Annotated in this window: 15 protein-coding genes; 9 read left to right on the forward strand and 6 right to left on the reverse strand. The window is 55.3% G+C overall.

Annotation, left to right across the window (positions count from 1 at the left end; genetic code table 11):
• Positions 1-14: 14 nt before the first annotated feature.
• Positions 15-839 (reverse strand): tetratricopeptide repeat protein, encoded by an 825-nt coding sequence (locus CU041_RS10365; protein ID WP_101246812.1) that lies wholly within the window; start codon positions 837-839, stop codon positions 15-17.
• A gap of 244 nt (positions 840-1,083) precedes the next feature.
• On the opposite strand from CU041_RS10365, the gene CU041_RS10370 reads away from it, so the two are divergent.
• On the forward strand, positions 1,084-1,986 hold the full coding sequence (locus CU041_RS10370; protein WP_101246813.1) for an SDR family oxidoreductase: 903 nt from the start codon (positions 1,084-1,086) through the stop codon (positions 1,984-1,986).
• 208 nt (positions 1,987-2,194) lie between these two features.
• Positions 2,195-3,202 (forward strand): complex I NDUFA9 subunit family protein, encoded by a 1,008-nt coding sequence (locus tag CU041_RS10375; protein WP_101246814.1) that lies wholly within the window; start codon positions 2,195-2,197, stop codon positions 3,200-3,202.
• Between the two features lie 157 nt (positions 3,203-3,359).
• On the opposite strand, the gene CU041_RS10380 is transcribed toward CU041_RS10375, so the two are convergent.
• From CU041_RS10380 to CU041_RS10390, 3 genes are all read right to left on the reverse strand, one after another.
• Positions 3,360-5,405, reverse strand: a complete 2,046-nt coding sequence (locus tag CU041_RS10380; protein ID WP_170310193.1) for a methyl-accepting chemotaxis protein — start codon at positions 5,403-5,405, stop codon at positions 3,360-3,362.
• Between the two features lie 258 nt (positions 5,406-5,663).
• Positions 5,664-6,446, reverse strand: a complete 783-nt coding sequence (locus CU041_RS10385; protein ID WP_101246816.1) for a cobalt-precorrin-6A reductase — start codon at positions 6,444-6,446, stop codon at positions 5,664-5,666.
• A 42-nt stretch (positions 6,447-6,488) separates the two neighbouring features.
• Positions 6,489-7,610 carry a cobalt-precorrin-5B (C(1))-methyltransferase gene (locus CU041_RS10390; RefSeq protein ID WP_101246817.1) on the reverse strand — a complete coding sequence of 374 codons (1,122 nt, stop codon included), beginning with the start codon at positions 7,608-7,610 and terminating at the stop codon, positions 6,489-6,491.
• A 225-nt stretch (positions 7,611-7,835) separates the two neighbouring features.
• Between CU041_RS10390 and cobA the strand changes: the two genes are divergently transcribed.
• From cobA to CU041_RS10425, 7 genes are all read left to right on the forward strand, one after another.
• Positions 7,836-8,705, forward strand: a complete 870-nt coding sequence (cobA, locus tag CU041_RS10395; protein WP_101246818.1) for a uroporphyrinogen-III C-methyltransferase — start codon at positions 7,836-7,838, stop codon at positions 8,703-8,705.
• A 98-nt stretch (positions 8,706-8,803) separates the two neighbouring features.
• The gene (locus CU041_RS10400; protein WP_101246819.1) at positions 8,804-9,580 is read left to right on the forward strand and encodes a sulfite exporter TauE/SafE family protein; all 777 of its coding nucleotides are present in this window, start codon (positions 8,804-8,806) and stop codon (positions 9,578-9,580) included.
• A gap of 196 nt (positions 9,581-9,776) precedes the next feature.
• Positions 9,777-10,391: an SCO family protein gene (locus tag CU041_RS10405; RefSeq protein ID WP_101246820.1), complete on the forward strand. Its 615-nt coding sequence runs from the start codon at positions 9,777-9,779 to the stop codon at positions 10,389-10,391.
• Positions 10,392-10,500: 109 nt separating this feature from the next.
• The gene (locus CU041_RS10410; RefSeq protein WP_101246821.1) at positions 10,501-11,859 is read left to right on the forward strand and encodes a cobyrinate a,c-diamide synthase; all 1,359 of its coding nucleotides are present in this window, start codon (positions 10,501-10,503) and stop codon (positions 11,857-11,859) included.
• A gap of 111 nt (positions 11,860-11,970) precedes the next feature.
• A complete protein-coding gene (locus CU041_RS10415; protein ID WP_101246822.1) occupies positions 11,971-12,435 on the forward strand; it encodes a YcgN family cysteine cluster protein in 465 nt (154 codons plus the stop codon).
• Between the two features lie 503 nt (positions 12,436-12,938).
• The gene (locus CU041_RS10420) at positions 12,939-14,432 is read left to right on the forward strand and encodes a methyl-accepting chemotaxis protein (protein ID WP_101246823.1); all 1,494 of its coding nucleotides are present in this window, start codon (positions 12,939-12,941) and stop codon (positions 14,430-14,432) included.
• Between the two features lie 193 nt (positions 14,433-14,625).
• On the forward strand, positions 14,626-15,378 hold the full coding sequence (locus tag CU041_RS10425; RefSeq protein WP_101247041.1) for an MBL fold metallo-hydrolase: 753 nt from the start codon (positions 14,626-14,628) through the stop codon (positions 15,376-15,378).
• 309 nt (positions 15,379-15,687) lie between these two features.
• On the opposite strand, the gene CU041_RS10430 is transcribed toward CU041_RS10425, so the two are convergent.
• Both CU041_RS10430 and CU041_RS10435 read right to left on the reverse strand, forming a co-directional pair.
• Positions 15,688-15,954, reverse strand: coding sequence for a DUF1150 family protein (locus CU041_RS10430; protein WP_101246824.1), 267 nt, complete (start codon positions 15,952-15,954; stop codon positions 15,688-15,690).
• 16 nt (positions 15,955-15,970) lie between these two features.
• Positions 15,971-16,468 carry an Hsp20 family protein gene (locus CU041_RS10435; RefSeq protein WP_101246825.1) on the reverse strand — a complete coding sequence of 166 codons (498 nt, stop codon included), beginning with the start codon at positions 16,466-16,468 and terminating at the stop codon, positions 15,971-15,973.
• Positions 16,469-16,498 lie beyond the last annotated feature (30 nt).

Genomic DNA, 16,498 nt, shown 5'->3' on the forward strand with positions numbered 1-16,498 from the left:
GGAGCATGATGCATTTAATCTGAACCGGTACGAACATCCATCTTTTCTATATTCGCTTTTGCCGCATCTGCGACAGGGGTTCCGTTTGAATTTTCTATGACATTTAGCCAGTCGCGTCGCGCCAGGTCATTTTTCCCGGCGATCTGGTACAGTTTTCCGCGTTCAAACAAGGCCTGAACGTTGTTCGGTTCAATCACCAGTGCATTTTCAACATCGGTCATGGCAAGGTCATAGCTTTCAAGCATTCGCCATGCCGACGCCCGATAGATCAGGACATCTGCCTGATTGGGATCAAGATCAAGCGACTTGTTCAGATCGTCAATCGCATCCCAATACTGCCCGGCAAGGCCAAGCGCCATCGCGCGGTCGACCCACAATTGCGGGTTATTGGGCACCAGTTCCAGTGCGCGGCTCTGATCACGCCAGGCAAATTCAAGATTGTTTGCCATCATCCAGGCCTGACCGGCCTGGGCCAGCATGCCGGCAACAACACCGGGGTCTGCCGTGCTGTCCTTGGCCAGTGCATCAAGCCGGGTTGCGGCTTCTTCATATTTGCCAAGCGATATCAATGCCACAGCAACGCAATGGCGTGCCGGTTCTCCGCCACCCATGTCGCGCCAGGCAATAGCACTTTCAAATCCGTCTTCGGGTTTAAGCTGGGCCAGCTTGATGCAGTCCTGATATTGCTGCTTTTCCTCAAGCGACAATGTTCCGTTGGTATCTGATCCGGTGCCAGATTGTGCATACAGGTTCGGGGCCGCCCAAATGCTGACGAAACCCGCCAGGAAAAGCGTGCCGGTGGCGCGCGAAAGGGTCGAAAGGCCGCGAAAATGTGACATGGCGTCAAAAGCTCCGTTTCTGGCAGGATCGGGTCGATAACAGCATAGGCACGATGGCAATGATCCACCATGCCCGAATGCCCGTCCGGCCAACAAACATGATGAAAACGGCAAGATAATGATTGTCTTGTATATGGTTTGTGGCACAAGGTCCCGAAACATCCCGGCAAAAGGTTTTGAACAGCAGGCCTGGCATCGCTACTGTGCGCACAGGGACGATCACCCATCAAATACAGGTGCCTTGATGACCAATAAGCTGTTTTGTTTCGGACTGGGTTTTTCCGCACGTCTTGTGGCGGACCAATTGCGCGAAGATGGCTGGAAAATTGCCGGAACCACGCGCAGTGCCGATAAGGCAAGATTGCTTGCAACCCAGGGGATCGAGCCATTTGTTTTTGGGGATGATCAGCCCGTTGACGATATCAGGTCGGCACTGGACGGTGTTACGCATGTTCTGGTTTCGGCCCCGCCCGGCGGGGAGGGTGACCCGGTGATCCGTCATCATGGCGCCGATCTTGCTGCCCTGCCCGAAGGCACATGGATCGGCTATTTGTCGACGACCGGCGTTTATGGCGATCGCAATGGCGGCGAAGTTACCGAAGAAGACGACCTTCTGCCAAGTGGCAAGCGCGGCCGCCGCCGGGTTGCTGCGGAAAAGGCATGGTTTGATCTGGGGCGTCGGCACGGTCTTTGTGTGCACAGTTTCCGGCTGGCGGGCATATACGGACCGGGGCGCAATGCACTTGAAACAGTGCGATCGGGCCGCGCACGCCGGATCGTCAAACCCGGTCAGGTCTTTTCACGCATCCATGTCGAAGACATCGCCCAGACGGTTCTGGCATCAATCAGAAAGCCCGATTGTGGCGCTGTTTACAATGTGTGCGATGATGATGCCGCCCCGCCACAGGATGTGATTGCCTATGCTTGCGGGTTGCTTGGCGTGGATCCCCCGGCCGAAGAAGACTTTGCCACCGCAAAGCTCAGCCCGATGGCCGCAAGCTTTTATGAAGATAACAAACGTGTCTCCAATGCACGGATCAAGGACGAATTGGGGGTTACGCTGCGCTATCCGGATTACCGGGCGGGTCTGATGGCTCTTTTGGACGGAATATTGGCCAAAATCGACGCCGAGCAGGAAATTGTTTAACAAAACCGCATTGTTGACGCGGATTAAGGGTCGTATATAACCCAAGTGCCTGCGGACAATCATATCGTCTTCGCGATGGGCACCATATGATTGTCCACAGGATCGTATTCGGATCGGGCCGGTCTGCTGAACCGGTCGTCACGGCAGTTGGCACCCGCAAGTCCCTGAAAATCCCGGACCTGGTGTCACCGGCAAGGAGAGAGCAAGCATGGAACGTCGTATCGTAACCGTCTTTGGCGGCACCGGATTTGTTGGACGTCATATCGTCAAACGTCTGCTTGAACGTGACTTTATCGTTCGTGTTCCGACCAGAAGTTTCGAGCGGGTCAAAAAGCTCAAACCGATGGGGTATCTGGGGCAAGTCGTTCCTGTCCATTGTGATGTCCGCAACGAAGACAGCATCAAGGGTGCGATTGACGGATCAGAAGCCGTGATCAACCTTTTGGGCATTCTTTATGAACGCGGCAGCAGCAACTTCCTGAACATTCACGTCAAGGCGGCCAAACGCATCGCCGAAGAAGCCAAGGCATGCGGCGTTAAAACCTTTGTGCATATGTCGGCGCTGGGCGTTGATAAGAACAGCTCGGCCAATTACGCGACATCGAAGCTGGCTGGCGAAAATGCAGTGCGCGAAGTTTTCCCGACTGCCGTGATCTTCCGTCCGTCGGTGATCTTTGGCCCGAATGACAATTTCCTGAACAAATTCGCGACCATGGCGCGGTTCTCGCCGGTTCTGCCGGTGATCGGTGCGCCGGGCCTGCCGAAGGTCGACCTTGGCGAAGGCAAGGTTGATATTCTTGGTGACGGTGGTCCGAAATTCCAGCCGGTTTACGTTGGCGATGTGGCGGATGCCTTTGTTGCTGCTGTTTGCGATGCAGGCCTTGCGGGCAAGACCTTTGAACTGGGCGGGCCGGAAACCTATTCCTTTATGGGTCTTCTGCGCGACATGTTGCGAATCACCCGTCAGCGCGCGATCCTGATGCCCGTGCCGTTCTGGCTGGCATCGATCAAGGCATTCTTCCTGCAATTCCTGCCAGTCCCGCCGATCACCCCTGATCAGGTCCGGTTGCTCAAGGTTGATAATGTCGTCTCCGAAGGTGCGGCCGGCTTTGCCGAATTGGGAATTACCCCCAACAGTCTTGAGGCCGTGGCACCGTCCTATCTGAAACGGTTCTGCCCGCCGCGCAAATCCGGCGAATTCCGCCGCTTCGTCTAGGCCGCAGCGTCGACGCAGGAGCCGGGATCAGCGACCCGTCACCGCATGACGATGACAGACCCGGATCAAAACCGGATTAAAAATCGAAAACCCCGCCAGAAATCTGGCGGGGTTTTTTGCTTCATCGGATCGAAACCCGATATCGGGGCAAAACGGACTAGCCGGCGCGAACACGGGCAACAAAACCGTTTGCTTCGTCCTGAAGGCACTGGGCCTTGGTCAGAAGTTCTTCGGCTGTGCTGCGTGCATTCCCCGACAGGTTCTGGACGGCTTCGGCCGAGCGCGAGACTTCTGTCATGTTTTCGGAAACATCGCGCACGCCGCGTGCGGCTTCTTCGGAGCCGTTGGCGATCTCGGCGGTGGCCGATCCCTGCTGGCGCATGGCAGCTGCGATCGAACTTGAAATCGCATCGACCTCGCCAATGGTGTCGGCAATGGCAGAAATCATCTCGACGGCGGATGCGCTAACCGTGCGCATTTCATCGATCTGACGGCTGATATCCTCGGTCGCACGCTGGGTCTGGGTCGCAAGGTTTTTGACTTCATTGGCCACAACAGCAAAGCCTTTGCCGGCATCACCGGCACGGGCGGCTTCAATGGTTGCGTTAAGGGCCAGAAGGTTGGTCTGATCGGCGATGGTATTGATCAGATCAATCACCTCGCCGATTTTTTCGGCCGTGTCCGAGAGCTGGCGCACGGTAACATCCGAACGACGGGCTTCTTCCACGGCAGAACGTGAAACTTCTTCGGCCTTGCTGACCTGACGTTCGATTTCGGCGATCGACGCAGACAGCTCCTCGGTCGCGGACGAGACCGAACTGACATTTGCCGACGCATTGTGTGATGCGCTGCTGACGTCTGTAGCCCGCGCAACGTTTTCACCGGCATTCGATGCCATATGGTCAACCGCGTTACGCATTTCCGTGATCTGGCTCAGCAGATCGGTGACAAGGCCATTGACCGAACTTTCAAACCCGTCGGCCATTTCCAAAAGTGCCGCGCGGCGTTTCTGTTCGGCGCGTTCTTCGTTGGCCTTGTTCTGGGCCCGCAGTTCTTCGGCCTCAAGCGCGTTTTCGCGGAAGGTTTCAACCGCGCGCGCCATGGCGGCAATTTCATCGCTGCCCTTGTCGGCAACCGGGGTGCGCAGATCGCCATTGGTCAGCCGGTCCATCGCCCTGTTCAGGCCAATCAGGCGGGCCAGAAGGTTGCGCTGCACATACAGCCAGACAATCAGGATCGAAATAATGATTGCCGCGGCGGCAACCGCCAGCATCACGGTTTCAGCAACCGTGATGGTTTTGCTGACATCGGCATTGGCGACATCGATCTTGGTGCGCATTTCAGCCAGAAGTTCGTCGGCTGTCTGTCCGATGCCATTGGCAATCGTTGTGGTTTCTGCCAGCAAATCGTTCAGGGCAACCTGTTGCTCAAGGGCGCGTTGGCGCAATGCAAACAGGTTGGTATCCCCATTGGGATCAAGACCGGCGGCCAGAATTTCAAAACTTTCTTCCGACTTGGTCTTAAGGTCCTCGACCGGAATTTCGGCGATGCTGGCCGACATCTGGGTGATGATCGGATTGGACCAGAACTTGACCCGGTCAAGCCCGTCAATATCGGTTGCCGAACTTGCAATGCGCGCCAGATCCGGGATTTTGAGCGCCAATGCCCGTAATTCGGACATGCTTTGTGCGGTCAGGGCATCTTCATCAATCAACTGATCAAGCAGGTCGAAAATTTCGCCTTCTTTGTCTTCCTTGCCAACCAGGCTGTAAAGTTCGCCGGCATTGTTGGTCAGGGCCATATTCGCATTGGTCGACAATTCACGCGAACTGACTTCAATGGCGTTTGCTGCACGAATGACTTCGTCGAGCAGCGCGTTCAATTCGTCGCGATTGGCAAATACCGATCCCATGGTTTCTTCAAGGCGACGGATATTGACGATCATATGCCCGGTCTGTTCGGAAAACTGCTGAAGGATCGTGCCATCAACGCCAAGTGCGGCCAGACCCGCAATGCGATCATTCATCTGGTTTTCAACCGCATCAAGTGTCGCGGTGGCAGCGGCGACCTCGTCCAGATTGGTTGCGCTGGCGACCGCGCGGGCAATCTGGATGATCGCGTCACTGCTGACATAAAGTTCCTGACCGCTGACAAGTGCGGGAATTGCCTGGGCTGTGACGATCCGCTGCTGGGATTCCGTCATTCGAAAAGAAAAAACCGCCAGTGCGGCGGCACAAACAGCAAGTAAGGCAATGGGGACAATCGCCGCCATTAACCTACCGCGCAAACCAACTTTGCCGGTCATGATATTCCCACTCTATGGATTGTTCTGGTTATACGAGGTCAGAACCCGTTTTAAGTCGGAATTCGGCCCCTGACGGCTTGTTGCCGTCTTTCGGGCATTATTGAATCAAAGTCACTAATGGTCCAGCGGTGTTTGCGTTGCAATATTGCGAAATTATTATTTATCGAGAAACTTTTGGACGCTCTCGAGTATAATTTCGCGACTTGTTGCTTGCGTTACCGGTTCGGCACCCGGTCGTTCAATCATGATGACCGGTAAACCGAGATTGCGGGCAGCCTCGATCTTGGCAAAGGTTGCGTCGCCGCCGCTGTTTTTGCAAACGATCACATCGATATCGTGACGTTCAAGAAGTTCGGTTTCGCTTTCAATACTGAACGGGCCACGGGCAAACAGCCATTCCCCATAGGCCAGATCAAACGGATCGCGCGGTGCATCAACGGTGCGCACCAGAAGCCACGTTTTTTCAAGTCCTTCGAACGCATGCAGGTTCTTGGCCCCACAGGCAATCAGCGCGCGTGTCCCGTGTTGGGGAAGAATACGTGCCGCTTCCTCGATCGAGCGGACCTCGATCCAGTTGTCGCGATCGGTTTTTTTCCAACCCGGCCGGTAATATTGAATGCAGGGCATGGCAACCGCCTGACAGGCTTGGGCGACATTGCTGGAAATTTCGATGGCATAGGGGTGGGTTGCATCGATCACCAGATCGATCTGTTCACTTCTGATATAGGAAATGATGCCTTCGGGCCCGCCAAACCCGCCAATCCGTACCGGTACACCGTCCGGAAGGCTTGGCGCGCTGGTGCGTCCGGCCAGCGAAAGCTGCAACCGGATGTCACGCCCGAATTCATGCATCAGGTCTTCGGCAATGCGGTTGGCGTCCCCGGTGCCCCCAAAAATAAGGATATGTTTCGGGCGTTTGGCAGGGCGGGAAAGCGACATGGGCAAGTACCTTATTCTCTTTTGATCGGTCCACGGGATGGATCAGTTGGTTATTTTGGGCCTGAACTGGTCAAAGTCACCAATCCCGTGACGGGCAATAATCATCCCGTCGCGATCGGTAACGACAATTTCGACCGCACCGGCGCCATCAAGGGTGGCGCGCGCGGACTCACAGGCCAGACGCGCAATGGTCCTGGCAATATTAACGTTTGCCGCCTGACAAAGTTCCAGCACCTGTTTGGCCGTATTGGCGGTTTTCACCTGTTCCTGAAGGTCACCGTCCCCCCCGGCAAGCCCGACCGTCTCTGCAAGCTTGGCAAAGTCGACCTGGGACCGGCTGCTATGAAGGTCAAGATGGCCTTGCGCCAGTTTGACAAGCTTGGCAAAACCGCCGGCGATGCTGATGAACGCGACCGGGTTCTTGCGCAGATATTTCAACATCCCGCCGACAAAGTCGCCCATATCAAGAATGGCTTCTTCGGGAAGATCGTAAAATGTGCGAATGGCGGCCTCCGATGTTTTGCCGGTCGCCCCGGCGACATGGATGCGCCCGGTGGCACGGGCCACATCGATCCCGCGATGAATGGAATGAATCCACGCCGAACAACTGAACGGGATCACGATCCCCGTGGTGCCAAGAACCGACAAACCACCGACAATGCCCAACCGGCCATTCCAGGTTTTGGTTGCAATTTCCTTGCCCCCCGGGATCGATATTTCGATTTCCACATCACCGGTTGCCCCGAACATTTCACACAGTTCGGTGATCTGGCCGATCATCATTTCGCGCGGTTTGGGGTTGATTGCAGCTTCGCCGGGCGGCAATGGCAAGCCCGGTTTGGTAACGGTGCCAACCCCGTCCCCGGCGTGAAATGTAATGCCGCTTCCTGGTGTGCCATGGCGGACGGTTGCAATGATTTCTGCGCCATGGGTCACGTCCGGATCGTCCCCGGCATCCTTGATCACGCTGGCCCGCGCCCAGCCCGTTCCGCGTTCGGCCTTGACCAGTGCAAAGGACGGCGTTTCACCGCGCGGCAGGGTAATGGTCACCGGATCGGGAAAATCCCCGGACAGCAAAGCCTGCCACGCAGCACGGGTCGCAGCGGTGGCACAGGCCCCCGTTGTCCATCCCTTGCGCAGCGGTCCGTCCGGTTTTCTGGCCATACGTTGATTTTTCCTGTCAATCTCACTACTGATCCCGGTATGGATCGGTGCGGGCAATGCCGCAACGGGATATTCAATTAAACATTATTATTAATGTTGTTTAAAAATTAATACGACAAAATTACGGAAATAAGTTGGACGTATCGTTTGATTGCTGTTTAACATATTCTCTCAAAGTGGTCCTGCACAGATGGGCCAGATTCCAATGCACAGAAGTATGATATAATGACGGCTCTTGGTCTTGATTTTCCGGTATTTGAACCGGGTTGGGTATGGCTGGTTGGTGCGGGTCCGGGGGATCCGGGCTTGCTGACGCTTCATGCGGTTAACGCCATGCAACAGGCCGATGTCGTTGTGTATGATGCCCTGGTTGATGAACGGATTCTCAATCTTTTGCGGGCTGATGCCAAACGCATCTATGCCGGCAAGCGCGGCGGTCGTCCGTCCTCAAAACAGACCGATATCTCATTGCAACTGGTCGAACTGGCCAAACAGGGTTTGCGTGTTCTGCGTCTTAAGGGCGGCGATCCGTTCGTGTTTGGCCGTGGCGGCGAAGAAGGCATGACCCTTGTGGATCACAATGTGCCTTTCCGTGTGGTGCCTGGCATTACTGCCGGGATCGCCGGGGCGGCTTATGCCGGTATTCCGACCACCCATCGCGACTGCAATTCGTCGGTCACCTTTGTCACCGGTCACGGATCAAGCGGCGATGTGCCGGACAATATCAATTGGGCGGCGCTGGCCAAGGGCGCACCGGTGCTGGTGATGTATATGGCGATGAAACATCTGCGCCGGATTTCAGCCGAACTGATGACCAATGGCCGGTCGGGGGATGAACCGTTGGCCGTAATCAATCAGGCAACCACACCCGATCAGGGCATTTTGATCACCACCCTTGAAAAGGCCGCCGATGATGTCGAGCGTGCCGGGGTTGAGCCGCCGGCAGTCTGTATTCTTGGCAAGGTGGTCGGGTTGCGTGATCGTCTGAACTGGCTATCGCCCCAGGATGATGTCAAATCGGTGCGCAATGTCCCGTTTGAACAGGTGCTCGAACTGATCTCGACCCCGTCCGATCCGCTTAAGGATCAGGGGTAAGGCACAGATTAAATCCGTTCCAATGGATTGATATATATCGTTGTCCGTAAGCCCCGTGCTTGTCACAATCGCGCCAATCGATTTGACCCGGATGGATCATGGACGAACAACAGGTATTGATCCGCATCCTTGAAAGCGGCTGGGCACAATGTGCTGAAATCCTGCGCGATGATGGCGGGGTGATTTTGTCTGCCCTGATCGCAGGTTTGGTGGGCAGTGTTACCCACTGTGTCGGCATGTGCGGACCGTTCGTGATTTCACAGGTCACCAGCCGGATGGAACAGCTGCCGGTCGACAAGATGACCGAATTGCATCGTCTGACCGGGGCGGCATTACTGCCCTATCAGTTCGGGCGATTGACGACCTATTGCCTGTTGGGGGGCTTGGCCGGGTTCTTTGCCGATGGCATCACGGCATTGACCCGCATCTGGTGGATCGGTCCGGTTTTGCTGGTGCTGGCCGGGGTGTTTTTCCTGATTTTCGGGATCATGGGCCTGTTACCGCATCTGGGCGGGCTATTACCGACGACGAGGGACAGCCGGTGGTGGAACCGGGTTTTTGGTGACCGTTTGCGTCCGCTTTTTGCCGCACCTTTCGGGTTTCGCGGATATGCCCTTGGCGTGATGCTGGGCTTCATTCCCTGCGGACTGGTTTATGGTGCCCTTGTTCTGGCTGCGGCCACCGGTGTCGCATTGAACGGGGCGGTGGTGATGCTGGTCTTCGGGCTGGGCACGGTGCCGATGCTGTTTGTGACCGGCTTTGTCGGGCAATATGCCGCGCGGCGTTTTCGCGGCCTGATGGTGCCGGTCGGGCGTGGCTTGATGATTGTCAATGGATTGATCCTGTTTGCCCTGGCGGCACAGGCGGTGGTTTGACCATGCTTGCCCGATTGCCGGCGATCTGTGGGTGGGGCGAAATTCATCGGGTTTATATGGTTTTGCGCCGGGGTGTGAGCTTTCCCACAGTCGCTGCCCTTGCAGGATTGAACAGGGCATTTATAGTGCCCGGACAGTTTGGAATGCTTAAAGATCGGCCAATCGGGATCGGTCGACGATAAAAGAGGTAGGACGCGTGAGCAAAAAGACGCTTCTGGCAATTCTGGCGATTGCACTGGTTCTGGGGATCGGGCTGACCTATCGGCTGATGATGATGGGCACAGAAACCCAGTCATCGGGTGCCGCATCGATCGGCGGGTCGTTCGAACTTGTCAATCAGGATGGCAAGACAGTCACGGAAAAAGACTTCGCCGGAAAATATATGCTGATCTATTTCGGCTATACCTATTGCCCGGATGTCTGCCCGACCGAATTGCAGGTCATGGGCAATGCTCTTGATCTGATGCCGGACGATCTTGCGAACGAAGTCACACCGGTCTTCTTCACCGTTGACCCCGAACGTGACACGGTCGAGGCCATAAAGGCCTATGTCCCCAATTTCCATGAACGCATGGTCGGGCTTACCGGCACCGTGGCGCAGACATCGGCGGCTGCCAAGACCTTCCGGGTCTATTACGCCAAAGCCATCCCCGAAGGCGAGCCGCAAGATACTGATGCCTATTTGATGGATCATTCTTCCTTTGTCTATCTGATGGACCGCGACGGCCAGTTCATCCGCCACTTCAATTACGGCACACCCCCCGAAGACATGGCCAAGGGCATTGCCGAAGCGGTTAAAAAGAACGGCTGATCTTTCCGGAATACTATGATTGCTGGGCGGGGTGGACTATTGTCGCCACCCTGTTACCCAATGATCGCGGGGCCCAGACCGGCCCCGATCCGTGCCGGAGAACCACCAAATGCAAGACCCCGTTCCGGGCATCCTGATTGCCGCCCCGTCGTCAAATAGCGGCAAAACGGTTGTAACGCTGGCGATATTGCGCGCGCTGACCCGCCGGGGACAATCTGTTGCGGCGGCAAAAACCGGTCCGGACTATATCGATCCGGCTTTTCAGGCCGCGGCTTGTGGCGATCGCTGTATCAATCTTGACCCCTGGGCGATGACCCCCGATCAGATCGCATCCCTTGCCGCCGGGCATGCGGCAGGGAAATCATTTCTGATGTGCGAAGGGGTCATGGGCCTGTTTGACGGGGCGGCCAACGGCGATGGATCAACCGCCGATCTTGCAGCCCAGACCGGCTGGCCGGTGGTGCTGGTGGTTGATGTAAAGGGGCAGTCGGCCTCTGCGGCGGCGCTGATTTCGGGCTTTGCCAATTTCCGCAAGGATATCACTGTTGCCGCCGTGATCCTTAATCGCGTCGGCAGTCCGCGCCACGCCAAAATGATCAGGGACGCCTGCGCCAAATATCTGCCGGATCTTCCGATCATCGGTGCGGTGCGCAGATCCGATGATCTGAGCTTGCCCGAACGCCATCTCGGACTGGTTCAGGCCGGTGAACATCCCGAGCTTGACGCATTCCTTGACCGTGCTGCTGACATTATCGCAGAAGACATCGATCTTGATGCCCTTGTTGCATTGGCGGCAGGGAAACAGGATGGTGGTGAACATGGCGAGACTACGGCCCAGACCCCAACGCTGACCCCGCCACTGACCCCACCGCTGATCGCGCCGCTCGGCCAAAAAATTGCCGTCGCCCGTGACGCGGCATTTGCCTTTTGCTATGCGCATATTCTGGATGGATGGCGTGCAGCGGGGGCGGAAATCAGCTTTTTCTCCCCGCTTGCCAACGAGGCCCCGGACCCCGCATGTGATGCGATTTATCTGCCCGGCGGTTATCCGGAATTGCATGCAGCAACCCTTGCTGCGGCTGATCGGTTCAAATCCTCACTGCGCGATGCCGCGGCCCGTGATGTTGTGATCTATGGCGAATGCGGTGGCTATATGACGCTTGGCACCGAACTGATTGATGCCGGTGGCACACATCATGAAATGCTGGGTCTTTTGCCACTGGCAACCAGCTTTGCCTCCCGACGTCTGCATCTTGGATATCGCGAAGCCAAGATCGGCATTCCGACCCCGTTCGGCCCGGCCGGAATGACGGTGCGCGGTCATGAATTTCACTATGCCACGACATTGTCGGAAGACGGGATTCCGTTTTGCCGTATGACCAATGCGCTGGGGACTGATCTTGGTCCGGCCGGTCTTGTTTCCGGGCGGGTATTCGGATCGTTCTTTCATTTGATCGCCAAGAGTTGAATATTTGCGTCGATAACGTGAGTTCGCGGGATGCAGCGGGCTATATTAAACTGTATTATCAATGGTCCCGCACATACCCGCACAAATAAGACCGCCCGCATGAGAGAACCCATGACCGACAACGATTCCGGCACATTTCCGTCACAGCCCTATTGGGAAACCAAAAAACTTGCCGAAATGTCGCGCGAGGAATGGGAAGCCCTGTGCGATGGCTGTGGCAAATGCTGCTTGCACAAGTTGCAGGATGAAGACGACGATTTTGTCTATTACACGTCGGTTGCCTGTCGTTTGCTCGACTGCGAAACCTGCCAGTGCAAGGACTACCCAAACCGCACCGTGCATGTTCCTGATTGTGTCCAGCTTTCCAGGGAAAATGTCGATACCCTGAACTGGATGCCATCGACCTGTGCCTATCGTCTGTTGTCAGAAGGAAAAGGATTGCCTGACTGGCATCCTCTTGTAACCGGCAATCGGGATTCTACATTTATGGCAGGCATGTCGGTACGCGGAATGGTGATTTCCGAAGATGACGCCCATCCGGATCTGACGCGCTATATCGTGAAATGGCCTGCCTGATCCGGGTCCTTGCGGGTCGGCCGGGAAACCATTTTACGAAAAAATTGTGTTGAGCTATCCTGTCGTATATATATGATTTCCTTGATCAATTATTCCCGCAATGAATGGTTGTTCATTTTGATCTGATGGTAAAAACCGTGCGTATCAGACGCCAGAGAGTTTTTGACAGCGATATGGGGCATTATCTGCATACAAACGCGCAACAAACGTGCAACAAATCTTAGATAATCAAATACGTATGTGTGTGGTATCCAAGTTGTTCTCGTGGCACTTGTGACAGTCTGGCTAACTCCGTCGTTATGCATTTGTGTGCTGGGACAGGAAATTTTCCCGGATTTGGGCTAATTTCTATCAATTGAAATCCGGGTTTACGACAGCTCATTCAACGCCCTTCGGGCGCAGGCAAACTATACGAAGGTGGTGGCCTATGGAATTGCCCGTCTGAACGGACGGGCAAGAGGGGCCCAGGACATGCGCCTGGGCAGAGCGGAAGGACGTGTAAAGTGGGTTTCGGTATCTTCAAAGGTGACAACAAGCATGCATTGGCCGAGGAACAGGTCTCGGCAGCACTGAGTCGCTCGATGGCGCGCATTGAATTCGATGCAAAGGGAAACATCCTGTGGGCCAATGACAATTTCCAGAATGTGATGGGCTACTCGCTCGAAGAAATCGTTGGTCAGCATCACTCCATGTTCGTGCCCGAAGAAATCGTGCGCTCTGCCGAATATCAGGGGTTCTGGAAAAAACTTGGCGCGGGCGAATTTGCCAGCGGCGCCTTCCCGCGCAAACGCAAGGATGGTCAGCTTCTGTGGCTTGAATCGACCTATAACCCGATCTTTGATGATAAGGGCAAGGTCCTCAAGATCGTCAAATTTGCCAGCGACATTACCGAACGCCGTAACGAACGTGCCCTTTTGCAAAGCGTGTTCGAAGCCATCAGCGCATCCCAGGCCGTGATCGAGTTTGACCTTCAGGGGCATATTCTCAAGGCCAATGAAAACTTCCTGACGGTGATGGGCTACAGCATGGATGAAATCCGCGGCAAGCATCACTCGATGTTTGTCGAGGGCGACTATGGCAAATCGTCCGAATACAAAGCCTTCTGGCAGAACCTTAATCAGGGCAAATTCCAGGCCGGCCAGTTCAAGCGCGTCGGCAAGGGAGGTCGTGAAATCTGGATCGAGGCAAGCTACAACCCGGTTCTCGACGCGGTCGGAAAACCGATCAAGGTGATCAAGTTCGCCACCGACATCACCGAACAGACCAAACTTCTGCTTAACCTCAAACAGATGATCGATGGCAACTTTGCCGAGATCGAAACCAACATCGCCAACCTTAATCAGCGTACGGCAAACGGTGTTGATGTTTCTGCCAACACCCTGGAACTCACCAAAACGGTCGCCGCCAGCGCCGAACAGATGGCGGCATCGATTTCCGAAATTTCGCGCAGCATGTCGCAATCGCAGTCGGAAACCGAACGCGCCTTTGACCAGACCGAAACCGCCAATGAAATGACCCAGCGCATGACAGGTGTGGTCGATGAAATGGGCAGCATCGTCGAAGTCATTCGCAATATTGCCGGGCAGATCAACCTGCTGGCATTGAACGCCACCATCGAAAGTGCGCGTGCCGGCGAAGCGGGCAAAGGCTTTGCCGTGGTCGCCAACGAGGTCAAAAACCTTGCCAATCAGGCCGCGCGCGCGACCGAGGATATCTCCCAGGAAATTACCGGCATCCAGTCAATTTCTGCCGAGGTTGCCCACGCGCTTGAAGTCATTCGCGGATCGGTCGAAACCGTGCGCAACGATGTGACAAACATTTCTTCTGCGGTGGCCGAACAGACCGCCGTTACCGATAATGTCAGCGTCAATATGCGGGATATGGCCCACACGGTCGAAGGTCTCAGCCGTGATCTCGAAGTGATCCGTGCCACCAGCGACGAAGTGGCTTCTTCGGTCTACAAAACCCGCGAAGCAGCCGAAGTTCTGGCGCGATAACTGAAATACGATTTGATATCAAATCCTTATCGAAGGCAGGGCCAATGTGCCCTGCCTTTGCAGTTCTGTGACAATTTGCCAGTGCCGATTGGGCTAAATCCGGAACAACTTGCTTTGCAGGGCGCAAAATCGCAAGAATAGCCGCCTGAAATTGGCAAGCTGTGTGGAAAAGACAGGCGGGGCGGTCACGGCAATGACAAGCGATTACATGCGCATTGATGTTTTGGGGGTGGGCGAAGCCTTTGACCCGAACTTCGCAAATTCATCGGTCGTGGTAACTGCCGCCGATTTCCGTTTGCTGATCGATTGCGGCGCAACCATCGCCGGGCATCTGATGGGCAAGTTTCCCGATCCTGATGCGATTGATGCCATCTATTTTACCCATATGCATCCCGATCACATTTTCGGACTGGTGCCGGTCATGCTGAACTGGCGTGATGACGGTCGTTCGAAACCGCTGCATATCCTGTGCAGTCCGCAATTGCGCACCCATCTTGAAAAACTGATGGAGCTCGGATTTACCGGACTGGGATCGGCCTGGCCCTTTACGATTATCTGGCACTCGATTCTTGATACCGACATGATCGGTCCGTTTGACTGCAAATTCGCCCGTTCCGATCATAGTGTCCAGAACCATGCCATTTTGCTGCGCTACGCCAATAAGGGGTTTGCCTATTCCGGGGATGGTAATGTCACCGCCGATACCGCGGCCCTGTTTACCGGTGCGGATCTTGTGTTTCAGGAAACCTATCTGACCCGCCATGATCCGCAACATGCCGCGCATTGTGATCTGGAAACCGTGTTGCAACTGGCATCGGACATGCCCGGTGCGCGGTTCTGGCTTTACCACATCAAACGCGATGTCCGCGCAGAAATGGCCAAGATCATTCAGGGCAATGAACAGGTCAGGATGGCTGTGCCGGGCGAAGTCATTGAAATCCGCTAGAGCCGTTTTCGTCTAGATTGAAACGGTTTACTGGGGGCATTCTTCTGGCCTGCAAGGAAAGGATCGCCGTGCGAAGCGGTGCTATGGTCAAGATCCTTGACGCCGCGCGGCAAAAGAATCTCCCGGCCCGCAGGGTTCGGTTTGGCGATATTTTGCAGCGTTACACCGCTTGAACGATGTCCCGCATCGCGCAAACCCCGCCTTCTCTTTGGGCTTCGGCCCAAACAAAATGATCGGCACCCGGGTGTCCGGGCGCCGATCAAATCGGAAAATGGGAATATATGCGTAGCCGGCCCTGATGGTCCGGGTTTAATGAACCGCGCGCGGTTCCATATCGTGCTGGCGAATGGCCGCATTGGCCACTGCGTGGCTTTCAAATGATGCGATATGGGTACCATCGGCGGTAAAGACGCCATAGACCAGCTCGTCACTGTCTTCTTCGGCATTGGGAACCTGCCGGACATAGGCAAAGTCGTGAATGCCAAGCATCGCAAAATCAACATTCGACAACAGGCCGGTATCCTGCGCGTCGCGCTGGCTGATTTCGGTATCGTGGTTTGCTGTGCGGTCTGTCATGTTAACCACTCCTTGGTTAGGCCTTGCCGTTATTATCGTCGGCAGTGCTGTCTTCGTCTTCGACATTCATGTCGATGGTACGCGATGGAACAGCTTTCTTTTTGCTTGATCCGATTGCGATCTCGCGCACGACCGGTTCTGGCAAGGGTCTGTTCAAATCAACATGAAGCAGGCCGTTATCCAGATGGGCTCCGACAACCTCGATTCCTTCGGCAAGAACGAAGGACCGCTGGAACTGTCGGGACGCGATACCACGATGGATATAGACACGCTCGCTGTCATCTTCGGAATGTTTGCCGCGAATGATCAGCTGGTTGTCTTCTGTGGTTACGGACAAATCTTCTTCGGCAAATCCGGCGACTGCGACCGTGATGCGCAGCTTGTTTTCACCGATCTGCTCGATGTTATAGGGCGGATAGCCTTCTGCCTTGGTTTTTGACACCTGATCAAGAACGCGTTCGATCTGATCAAACCCCAGAAGCAAAGGGCTGTTAAACATAGAAATTCGTGACATTTGCAGCACCTCCTCAGTCAGAGCGAGTGT

The sequence above is a fragment of the Thalassospira povalilytica genome, assembly GCF_002844235.1.
Lineage (GTDB): Bacteria > Pseudomonadota > Alphaproteobacteria > Rhodospirillales > Thalassospiraceae > Thalassospira > Thalassospira povalilytica.

What these genes read in the sequence shown, in the direction of transcription:
- CU041_RS10430 (WP_101246824.1), bottom strand. Translation starts at nt 15,954, where the DNA reads ATGACAGACCGCACAGCAAACCACGATACCGAAATCAGCCAGCGCGAC.
- CU041_RS10385 (WP_101246816.1), bottom strand. Translation starts at nt 6,446, where the DNA reads ATGTCGCTTTCCCGCCCTGCCAAACGCCCGAAACATATCCTTATTTTT.
- CU041_RS10415 (WP_101246822.1), top strand. Translation starts at nt 11,971, where the DNA reads ATGACCGACAACGATTCCGGCACATTTCCGTCACAGCCCTATTGGGAA.
- cobA (WP_101246818.1), top strand. Translation starts at nt 7,836, where the DNA reads ATGACGGCTCTTGGTCTTGATTTTCCGGTATTTGAACCGGGTTGGGTA.
- CU041_RS10380 (WP_170310193.1), bottom strand. Translation starts at nt 5,405, where the DNA reads ATGACGGAATCCCAGCAGCGGATCGTCACAGCCCAGGCAATTCCCGCA.
- CU041_RS10365 (WP_101246812.1), bottom strand. Translation starts at nt 839, where the DNA reads ATGTCACATTTTCGCGGCCTTTCGACCCTTTCGCGCGCCACCGGCACG.
- CU041_RS10410 (WP_101246821.1), top strand. Translation starts at nt 10,501, where the DNA reads ATGCAAGACCCCGTTCCGGGCATCCTGATTGCCGCCCCGTCGTCAAAT.
- CU041_RS10425 (WP_101247041.1), top strand. Translation starts at nt 14,626, where the DNA reads ATGACAAGCGATTACATGCGCATTGATGTTTTGGGGGTGGGCGAAGCC.
- CU041_RS10375 (WP_101246814.1), top strand. Translation starts at nt 2,195, where the DNA reads ATGGAACGTCGTATCGTAACCGTCTTTGGCGGCACCGGATTTGTTGGA.
- CU041_RS10370 (WP_101246813.1), top strand. Translation starts at nt 1,084, where the DNA reads ATGACCAATAAGCTGTTTTGTTTCGGACTGGGTTTTTCCGCACGTCTT.
- CU041_RS10390 (WP_101246817.1), bottom strand. Translation starts at nt 7,610, where the DNA reads ATGGCCAGAAAACCGGACGGACCGCTGCGCAAGGGATGGACAACGGGG.
- CU041_RS10435 (WP_101246825.1), bottom strand. Translation starts at nt 16,468, where the DNA reads ATGTCACGAATTTCTATGTTTAACAGCCCTTTGCTTCTGGGGTTTGAT.
- CU041_RS10400 (WP_101246819.1), top strand. Translation starts at nt 8,804, where the DNA reads ATGGACGAACAACAGGTATTGATCCGCATCCTTGAAAGCGGCTGGGCA.